The following is a 17,439-nucleotide window of genomic DNA, read 5'->3' on the forward strand; positions in this document are numbered from 1 at the left end:
CCGTCAGCGGTGCCGGTGACGCTCCGCCACGGCGACGGCGGCCGCCGCGACGGCCCCCAGCACGGGGACCGCGAGGGGGGTGCTGAACCAGGCGGAGCAGACCACGACGGCCAGTCCGCCGATGAGCAGGAAGGATCCGGCGGGGTCGCGGACGGTGTGCCGCCCGGCCCGCGCCATCAGCGGCCGCCAGGAATCACCGGGCCGCCACAGCGCCGCCGCCCGCAGCAGCGCGGCGGCGGCCCCGATCAGCGCGAGCACCCCGACGGCCCCGACCAGCGGACCGCCCGGCAGCCCGGCCCGTACGGCCCGCAGGTCGGTCCAGACAACGGCCACGGCCGCCCACCCGGCGACGCCGACGAGCCAGCCGCCGCGCACCGCCGCCTTGAAGTCGGCCGTGAACTCCCGCCATCCGCCCTGCTCGTGGGCCAGATGGCGGCGCAGGTGCCGGGCCCCCGCCGCCAGCGCGGCGGGGTAGGTCACGAGCGGCAGCGCGGCCAGCGCGATCCAGACGCCGGTGAGCAGGCACTCGGCGAAGAGCGCGAACCTCCCCCAGGCCCTCGACCCGGTACGTGCCAGGGACATCGTCAGCTCACTCAGCCCTTCAGTCCGGAGGTCGCCATGCCGTCGATGAGGTAGCGCTGGAAGGCGAGGAAGAAGGCCAGCACGGGCAGCAGCGCGACCAGCGACATGGCGATCATGCCGCCGTAGTTGGCGAGTCCCTCCTGGTCGACGAACATCTTCAGCCCGAGGGAGACCGTGTACTTGCTCGGCTCGTTGAGGTAGATCAGCGGGCCCATGAAGTCGTTCCAGGCGTTGATGAAGGTGAAGATGGCGCTGGTGATCAGCGCCGGCCGGCACAGCGGCAGCACGATCGACCAGTAGATGCGCAGATGCCCGCACCCGTCGAGCCGCGCCGCCTCGTCCAGCTCCCGCGGCAGGTTCCGCATGAACTGCACCATCAGGAAGACGAAGAACGCCTCCGTGGCCAGGTACTTCCCCAGCAGCAGCGGGGTGTACGTGTTGATCATGTCGAGGTTGCGGAACAGCACGTACTGCGGGATCAGCAGCACGTGGTACGGCAGCAGCAGCGTGCCGATCATCAGCGTGAAGAGCAGATTGCGGCCCGCGAACCGGATCTTGGCGAAGGCGTACGCGGTGAGCGAGCAGGAGACCAGGATGCCGATCACCGAACCGACGGCGAGGAACAGCGAGTTGAGGAAGAAGGTGAAGATGGAGATGTCGGCGATGCCGTCGGCGAGGCTGGTGTAGTTGGACACGACCGGGTCGGCCGGGAACAGGTCCAGGCTGCCGACGATGTCCTCGCTCCGCTTGAACGACCCGCCGACGACCCACACCACCGGGTAGAGGATCACCGCGAGGAGCGCCAGCGCCCCGACGTGCCAGGCGAGCGAGCCGGGCAGCCGGCGCCGCAGGGCGCCCTTCGCCGACGGGGTACGGGTGATGTCGGTGGCCTGTGCGGTCATCGGCCGCCCTCCTCGTAGTGCACCCAGCGCTTCTGGGACCAGAACAGCACCGCTGTGACCAGGGCGACCGCGACCAGCAGCATCCAGGCCATGGCGGAGGCGAGGCCCATGCGGCTGTTCTCGAAGCCCTGGACGTACAGGTAGCAGGTGTAGACCATGGAGCCGTCCGCCGGACCGCAGGCGTTGCCGCCCGCGCCGCCGCCGACGATGTAGGCGGAGCTGAAGATCTGGAACGAGTGGATCGTCTCCAGCAGGACGTTGAAGAACAGCACCGGCGAGATCATCGGCAGGGTGATGTTCCAGAACTGCCGCAGCCTGCCGGCCCCGTCGACGTCGGCGGCCTCGTACAGCTCCCGCGGCACCTGCTTCAGCCCGGCCAGGAAGATGACCATCGGTGCGCCGAACTGCCAGACGGTCAGGGCGACCAGGCTGTAGATGATGAGGTCCGGGTCGCCGGTCCAGCCGCCGGCGTCGATGCCGAACACCTTCTGCGTCCGGTCGACGACGGCGTCGTCGGAGAAGATCGCCTTCCAGACGATGGCGACGGAGACGCTGGCCCCGATCAGCGACGGCGCGTAGAAGGCGGCCCGGTAGAAGGCCTGCCCGCGCCGCTTCTGCGCGAGCAGCAGGGCGACGCCCAGCGCCACGAGCAGCTTGACCGGCGTGCCGACGACGACGTACCAGAGGGTGACCCGCACCGAGTGGCGCCAGCGCGGGTCGCCGAACATCTCGGAGAAGTTGTCCAGGCCGATCCAGCGCGGGGCGTCGAACAGGTTGTAGTCGGTGAACGCGAAGTACAGCGAGGCGGCCATCGGGCCCGCCGTCAGCAGCAGGAACCCGGCGATCCACGGGGACATGAAGAGGTAGCCGGCCAGGTTCTCCCTGCGGCCCCGCCGCTTCAGGTCGGCGGGGCGCGGGGATGTGTCCGGACCGTGCCGCGGCTCGGGGTCCTTCGCCCGGACCTCCGTCGCGGGGGCGTGTGTCACGGCGGTTCCCATCAGCTGCTGAGGGCGGTCTTCGACTCGTTGAAGAACTGCTCGACGGCGTCGGACACCGACCGCTTGCCCAGTCCCAGCTCCTCGCCGATGCGCAGGAACGCGGCCTCGCAGATGTCGGCGCCGTTCGGGTGCGGGGTGATGGGCTCCAGCACGCCCGCTTTCACGAGGGACTCCTCGTAGGCGGCGATCGCCTTGTTCACCGGGTCGGTGGGCCGGTACGCCTCGTACTGCGCGGTGGTGGCGGGCACGCCGCGGTCGTAGCCCATGATCGTGGCGACCTCGGGGTCGTGCACCATGAAGTCGATGAACGTGGCGACCTCCACCGGATGCTGGGTGCGCCGGGAGGCGCTCAGCATCAGCGAGCCGAGGTACTGGCCGGTCCGCTTGCCGTCGGTGGTGGGGATGGGCGCGAGGCCGTACTCGCTCTTGCCCTCGGAGGTGTAGCGGACGGTGAAGTTGTCCCAGGTGAACTCGGAGCCCGCGAGTTCGGCGGAGAGCGCCGACTTGGGCTTGATCTGCGCGACCTTCTTGGGGTCGGCGAAGAGCCCGGAGCGCACGCCCTTCTCGGCCTTCGTCCACCACTGGGTCAGATCCGCCTCGGTGAAGCCGAGACCGTCCTCGGTGAAGAAGGCCTTGCCGTTCTGGCGCAGGTACAGGTCGTAGAGGTACATGACGCCGTACATGCCGCTGTCGCCCGCGCGGCCGGTGCGGTCGCGCACCCGGGCCATCGCCTCGTCGAAGTCGTCCCAGGTCCAGCCCATTTCGGGGGTGATGCCGGCGCGGGCGTAGACGGGCTTGTCGATGACGAGGGCCATGGAGTTGGAGCCCACGGGGACGCCGAGGAGTTTGCCGTCGATCTCTCCGAACGTGTCGAGGCCCGCCCGGAATCCCTCCATGCGCAGGTTGCCGGCCTTCACCTGCTCCTTGAGGTCCAGGAGCACATTCTTCGCATCGTATTTGCGGAGGAATCCGATGGCATTCTGGAAGACGTCCGGCGGATTCCCGCCGGAGGCCTGCGTGTTGAACTTCTTCCAGAAATCCGGGTACGGCTGGAAGTCGGTCTTGACCTTGATCTTCGGGAACTTCTTCTCGAAGAGATCGATGGTCTTGTTGATGCGCTGCGCCCGGTCCTCGGCGCCCCACCACGCATAACGGATCGTCACCGTTCCGTCCCCGGAACCGCTTCCGCCACCGCAGGCGGTGGCCGTCGCACCGAGCCCCGTGACGGCGAGCGAGGCCCCCGCCGCTTTGAGGACCGTCCGCCTCTCCACACCCTTGCCCTGCTGCATACGAGCCTCCCCGCGACGGTCCCGACCGCCCCATGAATCGTTTCAAGTAAGCGCTTGCTGGCACAAGGTACGGAGGGCCCAGGGGCGCGTCAATGATTCGGACAGGAATTGGTGGCGGGTGCTCGCGGGGCGGGGCGGCGGGGGCAGCCGGGGACCGTCCGGGGCGGGCGGGAAAGCGGCAGGTCCCCGGCCTTGTGGCCGACCGGCCGAACGGGGTGGCCGCGGCCGCGGCGGGGCGGGAGGCAGGTCACGGTTGGGTGAAGCGTGGGCCAAGCGGAACGGGGCGGCGAGCGGCGCCGGCGGGCCGCCCCGGGAACGACGAAGCGGCCCGGCTCACTCTTGGTGAGCCGGGCCGCTTGATCCCGGTGGGCGATACTGGGTTCGAACCAGTGACCTCTTCGGTGTGAACGAAGCGCTCTCCCACTGAGCTAATCGCCCGGGCGCAGGAAGAACATTACCCCATGTCAGGGGGTGGCTGTGACCAGCCCTGACGGTGGGCGGCCGTGACCGCCGGGGACGTGACCGCCTCGCGGGGCCGTCGCTGCCGGGGGCCGGCCGACCGGCTCCCGGACCGTGTCACTGGTCCTTGATCTTCCAGGGCATCTGCAGGCCGAACTTCCACAGGTAGAAGCCGGCCAGCGCGCCCACGACCACCAGGCCGACCGACGTCAGGATGATGTTGCGGCGGCGCACCCGCGGGTCCAGCGCCTTCTGGGCCGCCTCGGTGACCTTGCGCTTGGTCCAGCGCAGCACCAGCTGGGCCCAGACGAACTCGGTCGCCCAGATCGCCATGCCACCGAAGATCACGACCCATCCGGGGCCCGGGAGCGGCAGCATGATCACGCCGGCGGCCACCACTGCCAGACCGACGACGAATACCCCGACCTGCCAGCTCAGATGCAGCGCACGCCGCTGCTTCACGAACTCGGGCGCCCTCGACCCGAGTCCCCGCTCGTCCCGACGTTCGCTCTCGTCCACCGTCACCCCGTGGGCCGCGGTCACGGCCTCGCCGGACTCGTTACTCCCCGTGTTCATACAGCCCAACACTACCGGAGCGAATGACATCACCGGAATGGACGCAGGGCGCGAACGATCTCTCGGCCGGAAGAGTTACGTAATCCCACGCAAAACCCCCAGAGGGGTTTACAACGGCACCGTAGGTGGCATGTCGATTTCGCCGACGTGCGAATCCCCGAGCGCACACTGAGCGAAAGGCCCTGGCGCTTATGAACACCACGGTCAGCTGCGAGCTGCACCTGCGCCTCGTTGTGTCGAGCGAGTCCTCCCTGCCTGTCCCCGCAGGCCTGCGGTACGACACGGCCGACCCCTACGCCGTGCACGCCACCTTCCACACCGGAGCCGAGGAAACCGTCGAGTGGGTGTTCGCCCGCGACCTCCTCGCCGAGGGACTTCACCGCCCCACGGGCACCGGCGACGTCCGCGTCTGGCCGTCGCGCAGTCATGGTCAGGGCGTCGTGTGCATCGCCCTGAGCTCTCCGGAGGGGGAAGCCCTGCTCGAGGCCCCGGCACGGGCTCTGGAGTCCTTCCTGAAGCGCACAGACGCCGCTGTGCCTCCCGGCACGGAACATCGGCACTTCGATCTCGATCAGGAGCTCTCGCACATTCTGGCGGAGAGCTAGCGCGCCGCGCTCCGCCGTGAAGCTGTTCGGCGCCGTCGACTCGGGGTGACGGCGCCGGCCCGACAGTCGGATCCATGGGCGTCGGCCCGCGGGGTTTTTGCCGTGGGCCGGCGCCCGTGTGTTTGTGCGGGGGTCGGCGTGGGTGGGGGCGCGTAGGGGGTGAGGGCTGGGATTTCGCTGGCGGGTGCGGGCCGTCCGGGGCTGGTCGCGCAGTTCCCCGCACCCCTGGGGGGTGTCGCTCCTGACGGGGTGGGAACCCTCAGGGGTCGCTCCGCGTTGGAATCGAAGCCGTGTGCGGGCGGGGGAGGTGCTCGGTGGGGTCGAGCCACTACCATCGGCCAGCATCGGCGGGCGCCCGCCCGACCCCCAGGCCAGGGAGCGAATCGTGCTGATCACCCATGACACCCGGTGCGCGCTGGACACCGTGGTGGATCTGGTGAACACCGCACCGGAGGACGACGCGACTCCGGACGGACTGGCGGACGTCGCCGCCCTCGAGGCGTTCGTGCGGGACCACAAGGTCAGCGAGGTCGGGGTGCTCACCGAGTTCGACCTGGCCGCGGTGCGCAAGATCCGCGGCCGGTTCGCCGCGGTGTTCGCCGCCCCCGACGCCCGCAGCGCCGCCACGACGATCAACGAGCTGATCGCGGCCGCCGGCACCACGCCCCGGCTCACCGACCACGACGGCTACGACTGGCACGTGCACTACTTCGCCCCCGGCGCCTCCGTGGCCGACCACCTGGCCGCCGACTGCGGGATGGCGCTGGCGTTCTTCGTGGTCGCCGGTGAGCAGGAGCGTCTGCGCCGCTGCGAGGCGCCGGACTGCCGGTACGCCTTCGTCGACCTGTCCCGCAACCGCTCGCGCCGCTACTGCGACAGCCGCACCTGCGGCAACCGGCTGCATGTCGCCGCCTACCGGGCGCGCCGCAAGGAGGCGGCGGGCTGACCCCGCCGGGCCGCCACGGAGCGTGACGGGAGACACCGTGCCGACGCGGTCCCGACGGGTGACGCCGGGAACCGCGGGTACGGCTCACAGCCACAGCAGGTCGTGCAAGGCGGCCGTGAGCAGCAGACACCCGATCACCGCAAGGAAGATCATCAGCGGTGGCTGGGATAGGGCGAAGAGGCATCCGCGCGGCTCGTCCTGCTGCGGCGCGGCATCGCTCTGTGTCGTGTCCAGCATCTCGCCGCGATGATGACGCATCGGACGGGCCGGACGCGATCAACACCCAGGGAAAACATCCGCGCACACGGAAAGCGCGGTCCAACGGTCAGGGCGTGATCACTTCGGTCAGATTCCGTGCTTCTTGAGGATGGCCTCGATGTCGCTGAAGTCGTCGTCACCCTGCGCGGCCGGCTTCTGCCGGGGCGCGGGGCTCTGCGCGCGGGTGGACTGTCCCAGGGCAGGCGCGGAGGCGCCGGGCGACGTGGCGGCGGGGGCGGCCGCCTCCCGTGCCGCCTTGCGTTCCTTGCGGGTGCCGCCCCGCCGGCGCTCCACCGCGCGGGTCGTGGCGAACATCAGCCAGGACAGGCCCAGCACGCCGAAGCCCGCCCAGGCGATCGGGCTGAAAGCGGTGTCCGCGAGCCACTCGACGATCCCGGTCATCACCAGACCGAGCGGCACCAGCGCGTACGCCGCGATGCGGGCCGCCGTGAGGTAGCGCTTGCGGTAGGCCGTGACCACCGCGATGCCCAGGCCTGCCGCGGCGACGGCGGAGCAGACGGTCTCGGCAATCATCCGGTCCTCCAGGGCAGCGTGCGTGCGGTCACGACGGGCTTGGCCTCCGTCCCTTCCATCCTGCACCCGCCGTGCGCCGAGCGGCCATGGTCCGGGCGGACATCAGGGACATCTCCGGGTCCCGGCTCCTTCCCAGGTGCCGGCCGGCGCACCCCTACGGGATCCCGGGGCCGGATTGGGTGGTGGCGGGGCGCTGCTGGAAGACTGTCGGCCATGAACGACTCCTCCCCCGCCCGCTCCTCCGCCCCCGTTCTCGACGTGTGGTGCGAGCTGCAGTGTTCCGACTGCCGGACCGCCCTGGACGACCTCCGCGCCCTGCGGGCCCGGTACGGCGACCGGCTGGACATCCGGCTGCGGCACTTCCCGCTGGAGAAGCACAAGCACGCCTTCGCCGCGGCCCAGGCCGCCGAGGAGGCCTGGGAGCAGGGCCGTGGCTGGGAGTACGCGGAGGCCGTGCTCGGCCGGGTCGAGGAACTGGAGCGCCGGGGCGAGGCCGTCCTGGTCGAGGTCGCCCGGGAACTGGGCCTCGACGCCGACGAGGTCGACACCGCGCTGATCGACGGCCGGCACATCCTGGTGGTCGACGCGGACCAGGCCGAGGGCAAGGCGATCGGGGTGACCGGGACGCCGACGTACGTCATCGGCGGGGAGCGGCTCGACGGCGGCAAGAGCCAGGAGGGGCTGCGTGAGCGGATCGAGGAGATCGCGGACCGGCTGCTGGCCGGGCAGGACGCCTGACCCCGTGCGTCCCCTCCGCCCGGGCGGCTACAGCAGCGGCTTGTACAGCGAGCAGCGGGTCGTGGTGTAGCCGAGCGAGTCGTAGAGCCGTTCCGCCGGGGTGTTGTCCGCGAAGACGTTCAGGCCGATGGTCCGGTTGCCCGCCGCGGTCGCCTGGGCCTCGGCGAGCAGCATGAGGCTGCGCCCGTGGCCCCGGCCGCGGTGGGCGGGCCGGGTCTCGACGTCGAAGACGTACGCGCGCTCCCCGCGCACCGCGAGCCACAGCGTGCCGACGACCACGCCCTCGTGTTCGAGGACGCTGAGGAGCATGTCCTCCGTGGCGAGGCCGTCGGGCAGCAGCGCCGCCTGGTCGGCGGCGGCCTTGGCCAGCGCCTCCGTCTCCGGCACCCCGCGCCGCGCCCACTCCCGCGCGTAGTCCGCGGAGCTCTCGGCCTGCCAGGCGACGTACTCCCCCTCGGTCATGGGCCTGGCGAGGGCGCCGTCCGGCAGGGCGGGCGGGGTGACGCCGAGGGGTTTCTCCATGTTCCGGTTGCGGACGACGTAACCGAGGGCCGTGGCGAGGGCGAGGGCGGTGCCCGGTTCGGCGGGGACGGTGACCTCGATGCGGCGGCAGCCCCAGCCGCGGGCCACTTCCTCCGCCGCGAGGGCGGCCACCGTGCCCCGGCCGCGCCGGCGGTCGGGTTCGTCTACGCGCAGGCTGACGATCCTCGCCACGGCGTCGCCGAAGACGGGGTCCGTGGCGAGGTGCACCTCCCCCACGGGGCGGCTGTTCACGCAGACGTGGAAGCGACGCGAACGCGTCCCGTCGGGGTTCCGCTGGAGCGGCTCGGCCGGCCGCAGGGTGGTGGTCATCACGGGTGTTCTACCCCGCGCGGCCCCCCGTTTCAGCCGGTTTTCCGGTCCCTCACGGGTCGATGTCCGCCGCGGACCGCTCGTCGAAGATCCGCATGGCCTTGGCCGTCACCGGGCCGGGCGCGCCGGACAGTTCGCGGTCGTCGACGCGGTGCACGGCCTGCACGTCGCGCAGGGTGGAGGTGAGGAAGATCTCGTCGGCCTCGCGCAGGACGTCCAGCGGCAGGTCGGTCTCCTTGGCCCCGGTCCACTCGGCGACCAGCTGGCGGGTGATGCCCGCGAGGCAGCCGGAGTGGAGCGGCGGGGTGTGGATCTCGCCGTCGAGGACGACGAAGACGTTCGACCCGGTGCCCTCGCAGAGCTGTCCGACGGTGTTGCCGAACAGGGCCTCGGTGGCGCCGTGTTCGTGCGCGCGGGCGAGGGCGACGACGTTCTCGGCGTACGAGGTGGTCTTCAGGCCGGTGAGCGCGCCGCGCTCGTTGCGGGTCCAGGGCACGGTGACGACGGCCGTGGTGTCCGGGCGGCGGGTGGTCTCGCCGAGGGCGACGACGAGGGTCGGGCCCTTGTCACCGCGGTCGGAGCCGAGCGGGCCGTGTCCGCCGGTGTAGGTGAGGCGCAGCCGGCCGAGCGGCACGGGGTTGGCCTCGAGGACGGCGGCACAGGCGCGGCGGACCTCGTCGAGGTCGGGGTCGGGCAGTCCGAGGCCCCGGGCCGAGTGGGTCAGCCGGCCGAGATGCCGGGTGAGGGCGAACGGCCGGCCGCCCACGGCCTTCACCGTCTCGAAGATGCCGTCGCCCACGGTCAGTCCGTGGTCGAAGACGGAGACGCGGGCGGACTCGGAGTCCCGCAGCGCGCCGTCGAGCCAGATCTTCACGTCTGGATCCTTTCGCTCACCTGGTACGTCCCCGACGCTACCGCGAGCAGCCGGGAAGCCTTCAGTTCGGTCTCCCGCCACTCCCCCTCGGGGTCGGAACCCCAGGTGATCCCGGCGCCGGTGCCGAAACGCAGCACGGCCGGACCGTCCGCCTCCCGGTCGATCCAGAAGGTGCGGATGCCGACCGCGAGCACGCCGGTGCCGCGGTCGGCGTCGACCCAGCCGACGCCGCCGCAGTAGGGGCCGCGCGGGGCGGTCTCCAGGGCGTCGATGATCCGCAGCGCGCTGGACTTGGGGGCCCCGGTGACGGAGCCGGGCGGGAAGGCGGCGCGCAGCAGCCCGGGCCAGCCCTCGCCGTCGCGCAGCTCGCCGCGGACCGTGGAGACGAGGTGGACCAGGCCGGGGTGCTTCTCGACGGCGCACAGGTCGGGCACGGTGACGGTGCCGGTGGCGCAGACCTGGCCGATGTCGTTGCGGACCAGGTCGACGATCATGACGTTCTCGGCGTAGTCCTTCTCCAGCAGGTCCGCCTCGGTCCGGCCGGTGCCCTTGATCGGCCCGGACTCGACGGCCCTTCCGTCCCGGCGGAGGAACAGCTCGGGCGAGGCGGTGGCGATCTCCACGCCGTGCCGCGGAAGCCGAATCGTTCCTGCGTACGGCGCCGGGTTGCCGCGGGCCAGCAGGGCGGTGAGGGCGTCCACGTCGGCGTCCGGGGGTACCGGCGCGGACAGGACGCGGCAGAGGTTCGCCTGGTAGACCTCGCCCGCCGCGATGTGGTCGCGGATGCGGCGCACGCCCGCCGTGTACGCGGCGCGGTCGAGGGACGACGTCCAGTCGCCGGCCGCCGGCCCGTGCCAGGCGCCCGGGGCGGGCGGCGGCACCGGCTCGGTGCGGACGTCCCGGAAGCGGGCGCAGGTCAGGCGCCCCTCGAAGTCGGCGGCGACGGCCCAGAAGCCCGAGGAGTCCAGGGCGGCGGGGTCGTCGGTGACGTCGGCGAGGCCGGTGGCGACGCGGTCACCGAAGCGCGCGAGAGGTGGCAGGTCGTGCACGCCACGAGTCTATGGCGGGGGCGCGCGGGTGACGTGGCCACGCCCGTGAGCAGCCGCAGCGCAGCACGCTGCGCAAACGGGTTTTTGTACTGGCCCCGGAATCCGCTAGAGTTCAGTTCGTCGCCGGGACGCGGAAGCGGACCGAAACGACAGGCGGACGTAGCTCAGTTGGTAGAGCGCAACCTTGCCAAGGTTGAGGTCGCGAGTTCGAGCCTCGTCGTCCGCTCGAAGGAAGAGGGGGCTTCCCGGTCCCCTACACTCCTGGTGGAGTGGCCGAGAGGCGAGGCAACGGCCTGCAAAGCCGTCTACACGGGTTCAAATCCCGTCTCCACCTCCAAGGACGATTAGCTCAGCGGGAGAGCGCTTCCCTGACACGGAAGAGGTCACTGGTTCAATCCCAGTATCGTCCACTGGATCTTCGGATCCTGGATCTGTGAAGATCCGAACCCCGCGCGATTAGCTCAGCGGGAGAGCGCTTCCCTGACACGGAAGAGGTCACTGGTTCAATCCCAGTATCGCGCACGCAGTGCCCATGATCCGCTCCGCGGAGTGGTCGTGGTCCCGAGGACGATTAGCTCAGCGGGAGAGCGCTTCCCTGACACGGAAGAGGTCACTGGTTCAATCCCAGTATCGTCCACACGGCTCGAAGCCCCCGGTCCTGCGACCGGGGGCTTCGTCGTGTGCCCGTCAGCTGGAGAAGAGCATGTGGCCGAAGCTCTTGTGACGGCGGTGGCCACCGTAGTGACCGCCGTGCGGCGCTCCCCACGCCGGTGCCTGCGGGGCCACGGCCGACGGGTACGCCTGGGGCGCGGCCGGCGGGGGCGGGGCGGGCTGCGCCCACTGGGACTCGAGCCGGGTCAGCGCCTCCAGCTCGCCGTAGTCGAGGAAGATCCCCCGGCACCCGCTGCACTGCTCGATCTGGACACCGTTGCGGTTGTACGTGTGCATGGGGGCACGGCACTTCGGACACTGCATGGTCGGGTCAACTCCTCGCCGGTCGTACCTGCTTCGCGTATCAGCTGGACAGACTCTGTCCGGCTGTGGGCCGGTTGCACCCTACGTCGGGGAAATTCGTCTCAGTCCGCCGGGGCGGCGGCCGGTACGGACCGCATACGGGCGCAGGCGTCGACCAGCCACTCCTCCACCTCGTCCAGCGGCCGGCCCGCCGCGGCCGCCTTGGTCACGGCGCGAGCGGCGGTCTGCGCGGTGAGCGCCCGGGCCGGGACGTCCAGTGCGGGCCAGGGGTCGCCGTCAGGCGGTACGGCGGGGCCGCCGGCGGCGCGGTAGGCGGTGAGGAAGCGGTGCCAGGCGTCGGGGTCGAGCATTCCGACGGCGTACCAGGCTGCGGGGCGGGCCAGGTCCCAGACCGGCGGGCCCGCGCCGAGGTCGTCCACGTCGATCAGCAGCCAGGGGCTTCCCGGAGCGGGGCCGCGTATCAGCTGGCCGAGGTGGAAGTCGCCGTGGCAGAGGCATAGGGGTCCCGGCGCGGGCGCCTCGCCACGGGCCCACGGCGGGAGGTCCGCCCAGGCGTCGAGTACGAGGGAGGCGGCCGGGTGGCTCGGGACGAGGTCGCGGAGGAGCGCCACGGCGCGGGCGGCCTTCTCGGGTCCGCGCATGGAAGGGAGGGGATCGGGGAGCGGGGTGCGGTGCATTCGGCCGAGGAGGGCGCCCGCCTCCTCCCAGGGGGCGGCGTCCGGATCGTCCGGGTCCACGGGCGTGCCGTACGGCCAGTACGTGACCGGGCGGCCGTACACCCCGGCCGGGGCCGGGGCGAGCAGAGGCAGCAGGATGCCGGGGAGGCGGGCGGCGACGGCGGTGCGCACGGCGAGCGCGGCGGTGTCCGTGTCCGGGGCGTGCGCCTTGGCCACGATGGCGCCGTGCCGCACGACGGTGGTGTCCTCGCGGTGGGCAAGGGTGGCCGCGGCGCAGGAGCAGGCGGGGTCACGGGCGTGGGCCGCCTCCGCGGCACGGGCGGTCAGGGCGGGGAGGAGATCCTCGGTCACGGGGTGAGGCTACGCCGGGCGGGCGGGTGGCCTGGCGGGCGCGGGTGAAGACGCCGGCGAAAGCCGGACGCTTCCGTGAACGCCGGTGAAAGGACGGGCGTCCCCGCGGGCGCGGTGAAGGCCCGGCGTCCCCGCGGGCGCCGGTGGAAGACGGGCGTCCCCGCGGCGTCGGCCGAAGGTGTCGGGGAAAAGCAATGCCGGCGCAGCTCCCCAGCTGCGCCGGCATCTTGCCGTCCGCCGCACCCCCGTCCCCACGGGGTTTCATGGGTGGATGTCCCCGCCCGGACCGCTCTTCCGGGCCTGGGGTCGCCGAATTCAGCGCCCCAGCATCTCGCCCACGGACGACGCCTGTGTGGTCACCAGCTCCCACCCGTCGAAGACGAGGAGGAGCAGGACCGCCAGGGGCAGGGCCATGAGCGTCGCCACCAGCGGGTGCCGGCGGCCCTCGCCGCGATCCCGCGTGCGGAGCAGCGTCCGCGGTGCCGTGTACGCCATGGCCCCTTCTCCTGACCGTTTCTGTTGTCCTTGGCAGCGGCGGGCGTCCGACCTCGGGGGACGAGTGCTGCACCCGCCGCTTGACATCGAATCTAGGGGTTTCCGGCTTACGGCACGTCATGCCCTCGTACCGATCGGTGGGCCTCCCCGAGGATGAGCGGGGCGCCGCGCCGTACTCCCCTGGGTGGAGACGGAGTCCTACGCCTCGGGGACATCCCCGAGGGGACGGCCGCCGCGGCCCGCTCCCTCCGAGGTGTCCTGGCGCGGAACGGGCTGCTCGACCAGGGCGAGCACCCGGTTCGCCATGAAACGCGCGGTCCGCACCACAGCCCCGGTTCGGGTGACTTCGCTCACTTCGACCACCCCTCGTCGCACCGCCGTCTCGACCCTGCGGCCCGCCCGCGAGGCCACCACCTCGTACGTACGCGTCGTGTCCCCCGCGTCCACGACGATCTCGACCCGGTCACCCTTCACGCGATCAATCCCCCTTCGGCGTCGGGTGGTTGGGACCGGCCGGGTCCGCCCTCGCGCGAACCGGACCTGCTCGTGCCCTCCCTGACCACTCTTCAAGTCTCCCACCGGCCACTGACAATCCGTCGGACGGAGAGGGCGCGGCCTCTGCGCACGGACGGCTGTGGAAACGTAAGCTGTGGCACGTCACAGGACCGGGCAGCGGGGATGAACATGGCGATGATGCGCCTGAGGCGCGAGGACCCGCGCGTCGTCGGCTCTTTCAGGCTTCACCGACGGCTCGGCGCGGGCGGGATGGGCGTGGTCTATCTGGGCTCCGACAAGAAGGGGCAGCGGGTCGCGCTGAAGGTCATCCGCCCCGATCTCGCGGAGGACCAGGAGTTCCGCTCGCGGTTCGCCCGTGAGGTGTCGGCGGCCCGGCGCATCCGCGGCGGCTGCACCGCCCGGCTGGTCGCCGCCGACCTGGAGGCGGACCGCCCCTGGTTCGCCACCCAGTACGTGCCCGGCCCGTCGCTGCACGACAAGGTCGCTGACGAGGGTCCGCTCAGCGCCGCCGAGGTGGCCGCCGTGGGCGCCGCGCTCTCGGAGGGGCTGGTCGCGGTGCACGAGGCGGGGGTGGTGCACCGGGACCTCAAGCCGTCCAACATCCTGCTGTCCCCGAAGGGGCCGCGGATCATCGACTTCGGCATCGCCTGGGCCACCGGCGCGTCGACGCTCACGCACGTGGGCACGGCCGTCGGGTCGCCCGGCTTCCTCGCGCCCGAGCAGGTGCGCGGTGCGGCCGTCACGCCGGCCACGGACGTGTTCTCGCTGGGCGCCACGCTCGCGTACGCGTCGATGGGCGACTCGCCCTTCGGGCACGGCAGTTCCGAGGTGATGCTGTACCGCGTGGTGCACGAGGAGGCCCAGCTGCAGGGCGTCCCCGACGCGCTGGCCCCGCTGGTGCGGGCCTGTCTGGCGAAGGATCCCGAGGAGCGGCCGAGCACGCTGCAACTGTCGCTGCGGCTGAAGGAGATCGCCGCGCGGGAGGCGCAGGGGCTCGCCGACGTGCGGCCGCCCGCACCGCGTACGCCCGAGTCCGAGCGGGCCGGTGGCCGGCTCGCCGACACCTACCCCGACCGGGGCGCGCGCCGGCAAGGTGGCCGGGCCACTCCCCCGCGCGGCAGCTCCGCCTCCCGGAGCAGCGGCCCCTCGTCCTCGCGGGGCGGCCGCAGCGTGCCCCCGTCGCGGGGCACGGCTCCGGCGGAACGGGCGCCGCGCCAGGGCACACCGGCCCGTCCCCGCCCGCGCAACGCCACCCCGTCCCGCGGAGGAACCCGCCCCGGCACGGGAACGGGCGCCCGCCGCCCGGCGTCCCGCACCGGCTCGGGGCTGCGCCCGGCGAACCCCCGGCTGCTGAGGCAGCGGCTGTTCGTGTTCGTGGTGGTGACGCTGGTGGTGGCGTTCGGGATCGCCCTGGTGCAGGGGTGCCAGGGGCCGTCCTGACGGACGCGCCGCATCTTTCTGGCGGCCCCCGCCTTCGTGTCGCGAGCGCCGCCCTGGCCACACTCGGCGCGCCCTACTCCTGCGGGCGCCCCGCCGTCACCGCGTAGAAGGCGACCGCCGCCGCCGCGCCCACGTTGAGGGAGTCGACACCGTGGGACATCGGGATGCGGACCCAGGTGTCGGCGGCCGCGAGGGCGCGCGGTGAGAGGCCGGTGCCTTCGGCGCCCAGCATCAGGGCCACCCGGTCCATGCGGTGCGGGGCCGTCTCGTCGAGAGCGCGGGCGCGTTCGTCCGGGGTGAGGGCGAGGACGGTGAAGTCCAGTTCCTGGACCGTCGTCAGATCCTTGGGCCACGTCTCCAGGCGGGCGTACGGGACGGAGAAGACGGCGCCCATGGAGACCTTGACGCTGCGGCGGTACAGCGGGTCGGCGCAGTCCGGGGAGAGCAGCACCGCGTCCATGCCGAGGGCGGCGGCCGAGCGGAAGATCGCGCCGATGTTGGTGTGGTCGTTGACCGACTCCATGACGACGACACGGCGGGCCGTGCGGAGCACGTCGGCGGGGTCCGGCAGCGGCCGGCGCTGCATGGAGGCGAGCGCGCCGCGGTGCACGTGGTAGCCGGTGACCTGTTCGGCGAGCGCGGGCTCCACGACGTACACGGGGGCGTGGGAGCGGTCGATGACGTCCTTCATGACGTCGACCCACTTCTGCGACAGCAGCATGGACCGCATGCCGTAACCCGCGTCGCCGGCCCGCCGGATGACCTTCTCGCCCTCGGCGATGAACAGGCCCTCGGCGGGTTCGCGGCGGCGGCGCAGTTCGACGTCGGTGAGGTTGGTGTAGTCGTGCAGGCGCGGGTCGGCGGGGTCGTCGACGGTGATGATCTCGCCCATGTCAGGCGGCCGTCCCGTCCGGTCCTACGGCCACGACGTCGCCGATGACGATGACCGCCGGGGGCTTCACGTCCTGGGCGACGGCCGTCTCGCCGACCGTGGCGAGGGTGGCGTCGACGCGGCGCTGGGCGGCGGTGGTGCCCTCCTGGACGAGGGCGACCGGGGTGTCCGGGGACTTGCCGTGCGCGACCAGGGTCTCGGCGATGCGGCCGATCTTGTCGACGCCCATGAGGATCACCAGGGTGCCGGTGAGCTTGGCCAGGGAGGGCCAGTCGACGAGGGAGCGCTCGTCGTCGGGGGCGACATGGCCGCTGACCACGGTGAACTCGTGGGCGACACCCCGGTGGGTGACGGGGATGCCGGCCGCGCCCGGCACGGAGATGGAGCTGGAGATGCCGGGGACGACGGTGCAGGGGATGCCGGCCTCGGTGAGGGCGTGCAGTTCCTCCATGCCGCGCCCGAAGACGTACGGGTCTCCGCCCTTGAGGCGGACCACGGCCTTGCCCTGCTTGGCGTGCTCGATCAGCGCGTTGTTGATGGCCTCCTGGGCCATGAACCGCCCGTAGGGGATCTTCGCCGCGTCGATCACCTCGACGTGCGGCGGGAGTTCGGCGAGGAGGTCGCGCGGGCCGAGGCGGTCGGCGATGACGACGTCGGCCTCGGCGAGCAGACGGCGGCCGCGCACGGTGATCAGGTCGGGGTCGCCGGGGCCGCCGCCGACGAGGGCGACGCCCGCCGTGCGCGTGCGGTGGTGCGGGGCGACGAGGGTGCCGTCGCGCAGGCCTTCGACCACGGCGTCGCGGATGGCCGCGGTGTGCCGGGGGTCGCGTCCGCGGGCGTCGGTGGTGAGCACGGCGACGGTGACGCCCTCGCTGTGTCCGGTCGCCGGGGTCCAGGCGGTGGCCTGGTCGGCGTCGTCGGAGCGGACGCACCACACGCGGTGGGCCTCGGCCTCGGCGGACGCTGCGGTGTTGGCGTCCGGGTCGCTGGTGGCGATCAGCGCGTACCAGGCGTCGGCGAGGTCGCCGTCGGCGTAGGGGCGGCGGTGCCAGGTGATCTCACCGGCGTCCGCCATGGCCTCCACCGAGGGGGTGGCCTCGGGCGACACGAGGTGGATGTCGGCGCCCGCCTTGATCAGGGCGGGGAGACGCCGCTGGGCGACCTGGCCGCCGCCGAGGACGACGACCCGGCGTCCGGTGAGGCGGAGGCCTACGGGGTAGGGCGGGTGTTCGGCCATCAGCTGGGGCTCCTCGGACGAGCGATGGGTCAGCGGGCACGCTGCGGCGTCGGAGCGGGCCTGACGTGGCATTTTATGCCCGCGGGCGGCGAGGGTGGGGTGGGTCCGGAGAGTGGGACGGGTCTCACCGAGGACCGGCACGCCGGGCGCGGCCACCACGGGCGGCGTCCCCGCCCGCCCGTGGTGAGACGGGT

At 72.2% G+C, this 17,439-nt stretch carries 20 protein-coding genes and 6 tRNA genes; 9 read left to right on the top strand and 17 right to left on the bottom strand.

The genetic code is table 11. The annotated features are described in order from the left end of the window. Nucleotides 1–3 precede the first annotated feature (3 nt). The 6 genes from AY578_RS05445 to AY578_RS05470 form a co-directional block, all read right to left on the bottom strand. A complete protein-coding gene (locus tag AY578_RS05445; RefSeq protein WP_258902134.1) occupies nt 4–582 on the bottom strand; it encodes a hypothetical protein in 579 nt (192 codons plus the stop codon). Between the two features lie 11 nt (nt 583–593). Then, the gene (locus AY578_RS05450; protein ID WP_258902135.1) at nt 594–1,484 is read right to left on the bottom strand and encodes a carbohydrate ABC transporter permease; all 891 of its coding nucleotides are present in this window, start codon (nt 1,482–1,484) and stop codon (nt 594–596) included. Beyond that, complete coding sequence (locus tag AY578_RS05455; RefSeq protein ID WP_258902136.1) at nt 1,481–2,482, bottom strand: carbohydrate ABC transporter permease; 1,002 nt, start codon at nt 2,480–2,482, stop codon at nt 1,481–1,483. Before AY578_RS05455 ends, AY578_RS05450 begins: the two co-directional genes overlap by 4 nt. Further along, nucleotides 2,482–3,771: an ABC transporter substrate-binding protein gene (locus AY578_RS05460; RefSeq protein WP_028961202.1), complete on the bottom strand. Its 1,290-nt coding sequence runs from the start codon at nt 3,769–3,771 to the stop codon at nt 2,482–2,484. Before AY578_RS05460 ends, AY578_RS05455 begins: the two co-directional genes overlap by 1 nt. Nucleotides 3,772–4,137: 366 nt before the next feature. Then, nucleotides 4,138–4,209 (bottom strand) — tRNA-Val (locus AY578_RS05465). A 138-nt stretch (nt 4,210–4,347) separates the two neighbouring features. Beyond that, nucleotides 4,348–4,806 carry a TIGR02611 family protein gene (locus tag AY578_RS05470; protein ID WP_028961201.1) on the bottom strand — a complete coding sequence of 153 codons (459 nt, stop codon included), beginning with the start codon at nt 4,804–4,806 and terminating at the stop codon, nt 4,348–4,350. 191 nt (nt 4,807–4,997) lie between these two features. On the opposite strand from AY578_RS05470, the gene AY578_RS05475 reads away from it, so the two are divergent. Both AY578_RS05475 and AY578_RS05480 read left to right on the top strand, forming a co-directional pair. Beyond that, nucleotides 4,998–5,411: an SsgA family sporulation/cell division regulator gene (locus AY578_RS05475; protein WP_004002642.1), complete on the top strand. Its 414-nt coding sequence runs from the start codon at nt 4,998–5,000 to the stop codon at nt 5,409–5,411. A 385-nt stretch (nt 5,412–5,796) separates the two neighbouring features. Beyond that, nucleotides 5,797–6,357: a CGNR zinc finger domain-containing protein gene (locus AY578_RS05480; protein WP_210636300.1), complete on the top strand. Its 561-nt coding sequence runs from the start codon at nt 5,797–5,799 to the stop codon at nt 6,355–6,357. Between the two features lie 84 nt (nt 6,358–6,441). Here the strand turns inward: AY578_RS05480 and AY578_RS05485 are convergent, their stop codons facing one another. Together AY578_RS05485 and AY578_RS05490 are read right to left on the bottom strand one after the other, a co-directional pair. Beyond that, complete coding sequence (locus AY578_RS05485; RefSeq protein WP_019523797.1) at nt 6,442–6,594, bottom strand: hypothetical protein; 153 nt, start codon at nt 6,592–6,594, stop codon at nt 6,442–6,444. Nucleotides 6,595–6,702: 108 nt separating this feature from the next. Continuing rightward, a complete protein-coding gene (locus AY578_RS05490; protein ID WP_210636301.1) occupies nt 6,703–7,149 on the bottom strand; it encodes a hypothetical protein in 447 nt (148 codons plus the stop codon). A gap of 213 nt (nt 7,150–7,362) precedes the next feature. On the opposite strand from AY578_RS05490, the gene AY578_RS05495 reads away from it, so the two are divergent. Then, the gene (locus AY578_RS05495) at nt 7,363–7,887 is read left to right on the top strand and encodes a DsbA family protein (RefSeq protein ID WP_019523799.1); all 525 of its coding nucleotides are present in this window, start codon (nt 7,363–7,365) and stop codon (nt 7,885–7,887) included. A gap of 27 nt (nt 7,888–7,914) precedes the next feature. Here the strand turns inward: AY578_RS05495 and AY578_RS05500 are convergent, their stop codons facing one another. The 3 genes from AY578_RS05500 to AY578_RS05510 are packed head-to-tail and all read right to left on the bottom strand — an operon-like array spanning nt 7,915 to nt 10,662. Beyond that, nucleotides 7,915–8,739, bottom strand: a complete 825-nt coding sequence (locus AY578_RS05500; protein WP_019523800.1) for a GNAT family N-acetyltransferase — start codon at nt 8,737–8,739, stop codon at nt 7,915–7,917. 52 nt (nt 8,740–8,791) lie between these two features. Beyond that, nucleotides 8,792–9,613, bottom strand: coding sequence for an aminotransferase class IV (locus tag AY578_RS05505; RefSeq protein WP_019523801.1), 822 nt, complete (start codon nt 9,611–9,613; stop codon nt 8,792–8,794). Next, on the bottom strand, nt 9,610–10,662 hold the full coding sequence (locus AY578_RS05510) for a chorismate-binding protein (RefSeq protein ID WP_019523802.1): 1,053 nt from the start codon (nt 10,660–10,662) through the stop codon (nt 9,610–9,612). The genes AY578_RS05505 and AY578_RS05510 overlap by 4 nt, the downstream gene beginning before the upstream one ends. Nucleotides 10,663–10,815: 153 nt before the next feature. Here AY578_RS05510 and AY578_RS05515 point away from each other — a divergent pair. The 5 genes from AY578_RS05515 to AY578_RS05535 all read left to right on the top strand — a co-directional run bounded on the left by AY578_RS05515 (nt 10,816) and on the right by AY578_RS05535 (nt 11,299). Next, nucleotides 10,816–10,888: transfer RNA gene (locus AY578_RS05515), tRNA-Gly, on the top strand. A gap of 37 nt (nt 10,889–10,925) precedes the next feature. Continuing rightward, nucleotides 10,926–10,999, top strand: a tRNA-Cys gene (locus AY578_RS05520). Between the two features lies 1 nt (nt 11,000). Further along, nucleotides 11,001–11,072, top strand: a tRNA-Val gene (locus AY578_RS05525). Nucleotides 11,073–11,112: 40 nt separating this feature from the next. After that, nucleotides 11,113–11,184, top strand: a tRNA-Val gene (locus tag AY578_RS05530). Between the two features lie 43 nt (nt 11,185–11,227). Continuing rightward, a tRNA-Val gene (locus AY578_RS05535) sits at nt 11,228–11,299 on the top strand. A 50-nt stretch (nt 11,300–11,349) separates the two neighbouring features. Here the strand turns inward: AY578_RS05535 and AY578_RS05540 are convergent. From AY578_RS05540 to AY578_RS05555, 4 genes are all read right to left on the bottom strand, one after another. Beyond that, nucleotides 11,350–11,637, bottom strand: coding sequence for a TFIIB-type zinc ribbon-containing protein (locus tag AY578_RS05540; protein ID WP_136237633.1), 288 nt, complete (start codon nt 11,635–11,637; stop codon nt 11,350–11,352). Nucleotides 11,638–11,738: 101 nt separating this feature from the next. Beyond that, on the bottom strand, nt 11,739–12,665 hold the full coding sequence (locus tag AY578_RS05545) for a phosphotransferase family protein (protein WP_136237634.1): 927 nt from the start codon (nt 12,663–12,665) through the stop codon (nt 11,739–11,741). 315 nt (nt 12,666–12,980) lie between these two features. Next, nucleotides 12,981–13,160 (bottom strand): hypothetical protein, encoded by a 180-nt coding sequence (locus AY578_RS05550; protein WP_019527115.1) that lies wholly within the window; start codon nt 13,158–13,160, stop codon nt 12,981–12,983. Nucleotides 13,161–13,358: 198 nt separating this feature from the next. After that, nucleotides 13,359–13,634 (bottom strand): DUF8836 family protein, encoded by a 276-nt coding sequence (locus AY578_RS05555; protein ID WP_093768330.1) that lies wholly within the window; start codon nt 13,632–13,634, stop codon nt 13,359–13,361. 204 nt (nt 13,635–13,838) lie between these two features. Here AY578_RS05555 and AY578_RS05560 point away from each other — a divergent pair, with 204 nt between their 5' ends. Continuing rightward, nucleotides 13,839–15,116, top strand: a complete 1,278-nt coding sequence (locus tag AY578_RS05560; protein WP_258902137.1) for a serine/threonine-protein kinase — start codon at nt 13,839–13,841, stop codon at nt 15,114–15,116. Nucleotides 15,117–15,189: 73 nt separating this feature from the next. Here AY578_RS05560 and AY578_RS05565 read toward each other — a convergent pair whose 3' ends face one another. Further along, nucleotides 15,190–16,008 carry a TrmH family RNA methyltransferase gene (locus AY578_RS05565; RefSeq protein WP_136237635.1) on the bottom strand — a complete coding sequence of 273 codons (819 nt, stop codon included), beginning with the start codon at nt 16,006–16,008 and terminating at the stop codon, nt 15,190–15,192. Nucleotide 16,009: 1 nt separating this feature from the next. Next, nucleotides 16,010–17,245 carry a uroporphyrinogen-III C-methyltransferase gene (gene cobA, locus AY578_RS05570; protein ID WP_019527119.1) on the bottom strand — a complete coding sequence of 412 codons (1,236 nt, stop codon included), beginning with the start codon at nt 17,243–17,245 and terminating at the stop codon, nt 16,010–16,012. Nucleotides 17,246–17,439: the final 194 nt, after the last annotated feature.

Origin of the sequence: Streptomyces thermocarboxydus, assembly GCF_024760485.1 — a bacterium.
Classification (GTDB): Bacteria; Actinomycetota; Actinomycetes; order Streptomycetales; family Streptomycetaceae; genus Streptomyces; species Streptomyces cellulosae.

Bases quoted from the DNA above. Each gene is read 5' to 3' on its own strand.
- AY578_RS05445 (WP_258902134.1), bottom strand. From the start codon at position 582: ATGTCCCTGGCACGTACCGGGTCGAGGGCCTGGGGGAGGTTCGCGCTC.
- AY578_RS05450 (WP_258902135.1), bottom strand. From the start codon at position 1,484: ATGACCGCACAGGCCACCGACATCACCCGTACCCCGTCGGCGAAGGGC.
- AY578_RS05455 (WP_258902136.1), bottom strand. From the start codon at position 2,482: ATGGGAACCGCCGTGACACACGCCCCCGCGACGGAGGTCCGGGCGAAG.
- AY578_RS05460 (WP_028961202.1), bottom strand. From the start codon at position 3,771: ATGCAGCAGGGCAAGGGTGTGGAGAGGCGGACGGTCCTCAAAGCGGCG.
- AY578_RS05470 (WP_028961201.1), bottom strand. From the start codon at position 4,806: ATGAACACGGGGAGTAACGAGTCCGGCGAGGCCGTGACCGCGGCCCAC.
- AY578_RS05475 (WP_004002642.1), top strand. From the start codon at position 4,998: ATGAACACCACGGTCAGCTGCGAGCTGCACCTGCGCCTCGTTGTGTCG.
- AY578_RS05485 (WP_019523797.1), bottom strand. From the start codon at position 6,594: ATGCTGGACACGACACAGAGCGATGCCGCGCCGCAGCAGGACGAGCCG.
- AY578_RS05490 (WP_210636301.1), bottom strand. From the start codon at position 7,149: ATGATTGCCGAGACCGTCTGCTCCGCCGTCGCCGCGGCAGGCCTGGGC.
- AY578_RS05495 (WP_019523799.1), top strand. From the start codon at position 7,363: ATGAACGACTCCTCCCCCGCCCGCTCCTCCGCCCCCGTTCTCGACGTG.
- AY578_RS05500 (WP_019523800.1), bottom strand. From the start codon at position 8,739: ATGACCACCACCCTGCGGCCGGCCGAGCCGCTCCAGCGGAACCCCGAC.
- AY578_RS05540 (WP_136237633.1), bottom strand. From the start codon at position 11,637: ATGCAGTGTCCGAAGTGCCGTGCCCCCATGCACACGTACAACCGCAAC.
- AY578_RS05550 (WP_019527115.1), bottom strand. From the start codon at position 13,160: ATGGCGTACACGGCACCGCGGACGCTGCTCCGCACGCGGGATCGCGGC.
- AY578_RS05560 (WP_258902137.1), top strand. From the start codon at position 13,839: ATGAACATGGCGATGATGCGCCTGAGGCGCGAGGACCCGCGCGTCGTC.
- AY578_RS05565 (WP_136237635.1), bottom strand. From the start codon at position 16,008: ATGGGCGAGATCATCACCGTCGACGACCCCGCCGACCCGCGCCTGCAC.
- cobA (WP_019527119.1), bottom strand. From the start codon at position 17,245: ATGGCCGAACACCCGCCCTACCCCGTAGGCCTCCGCCTCACCGGACGC.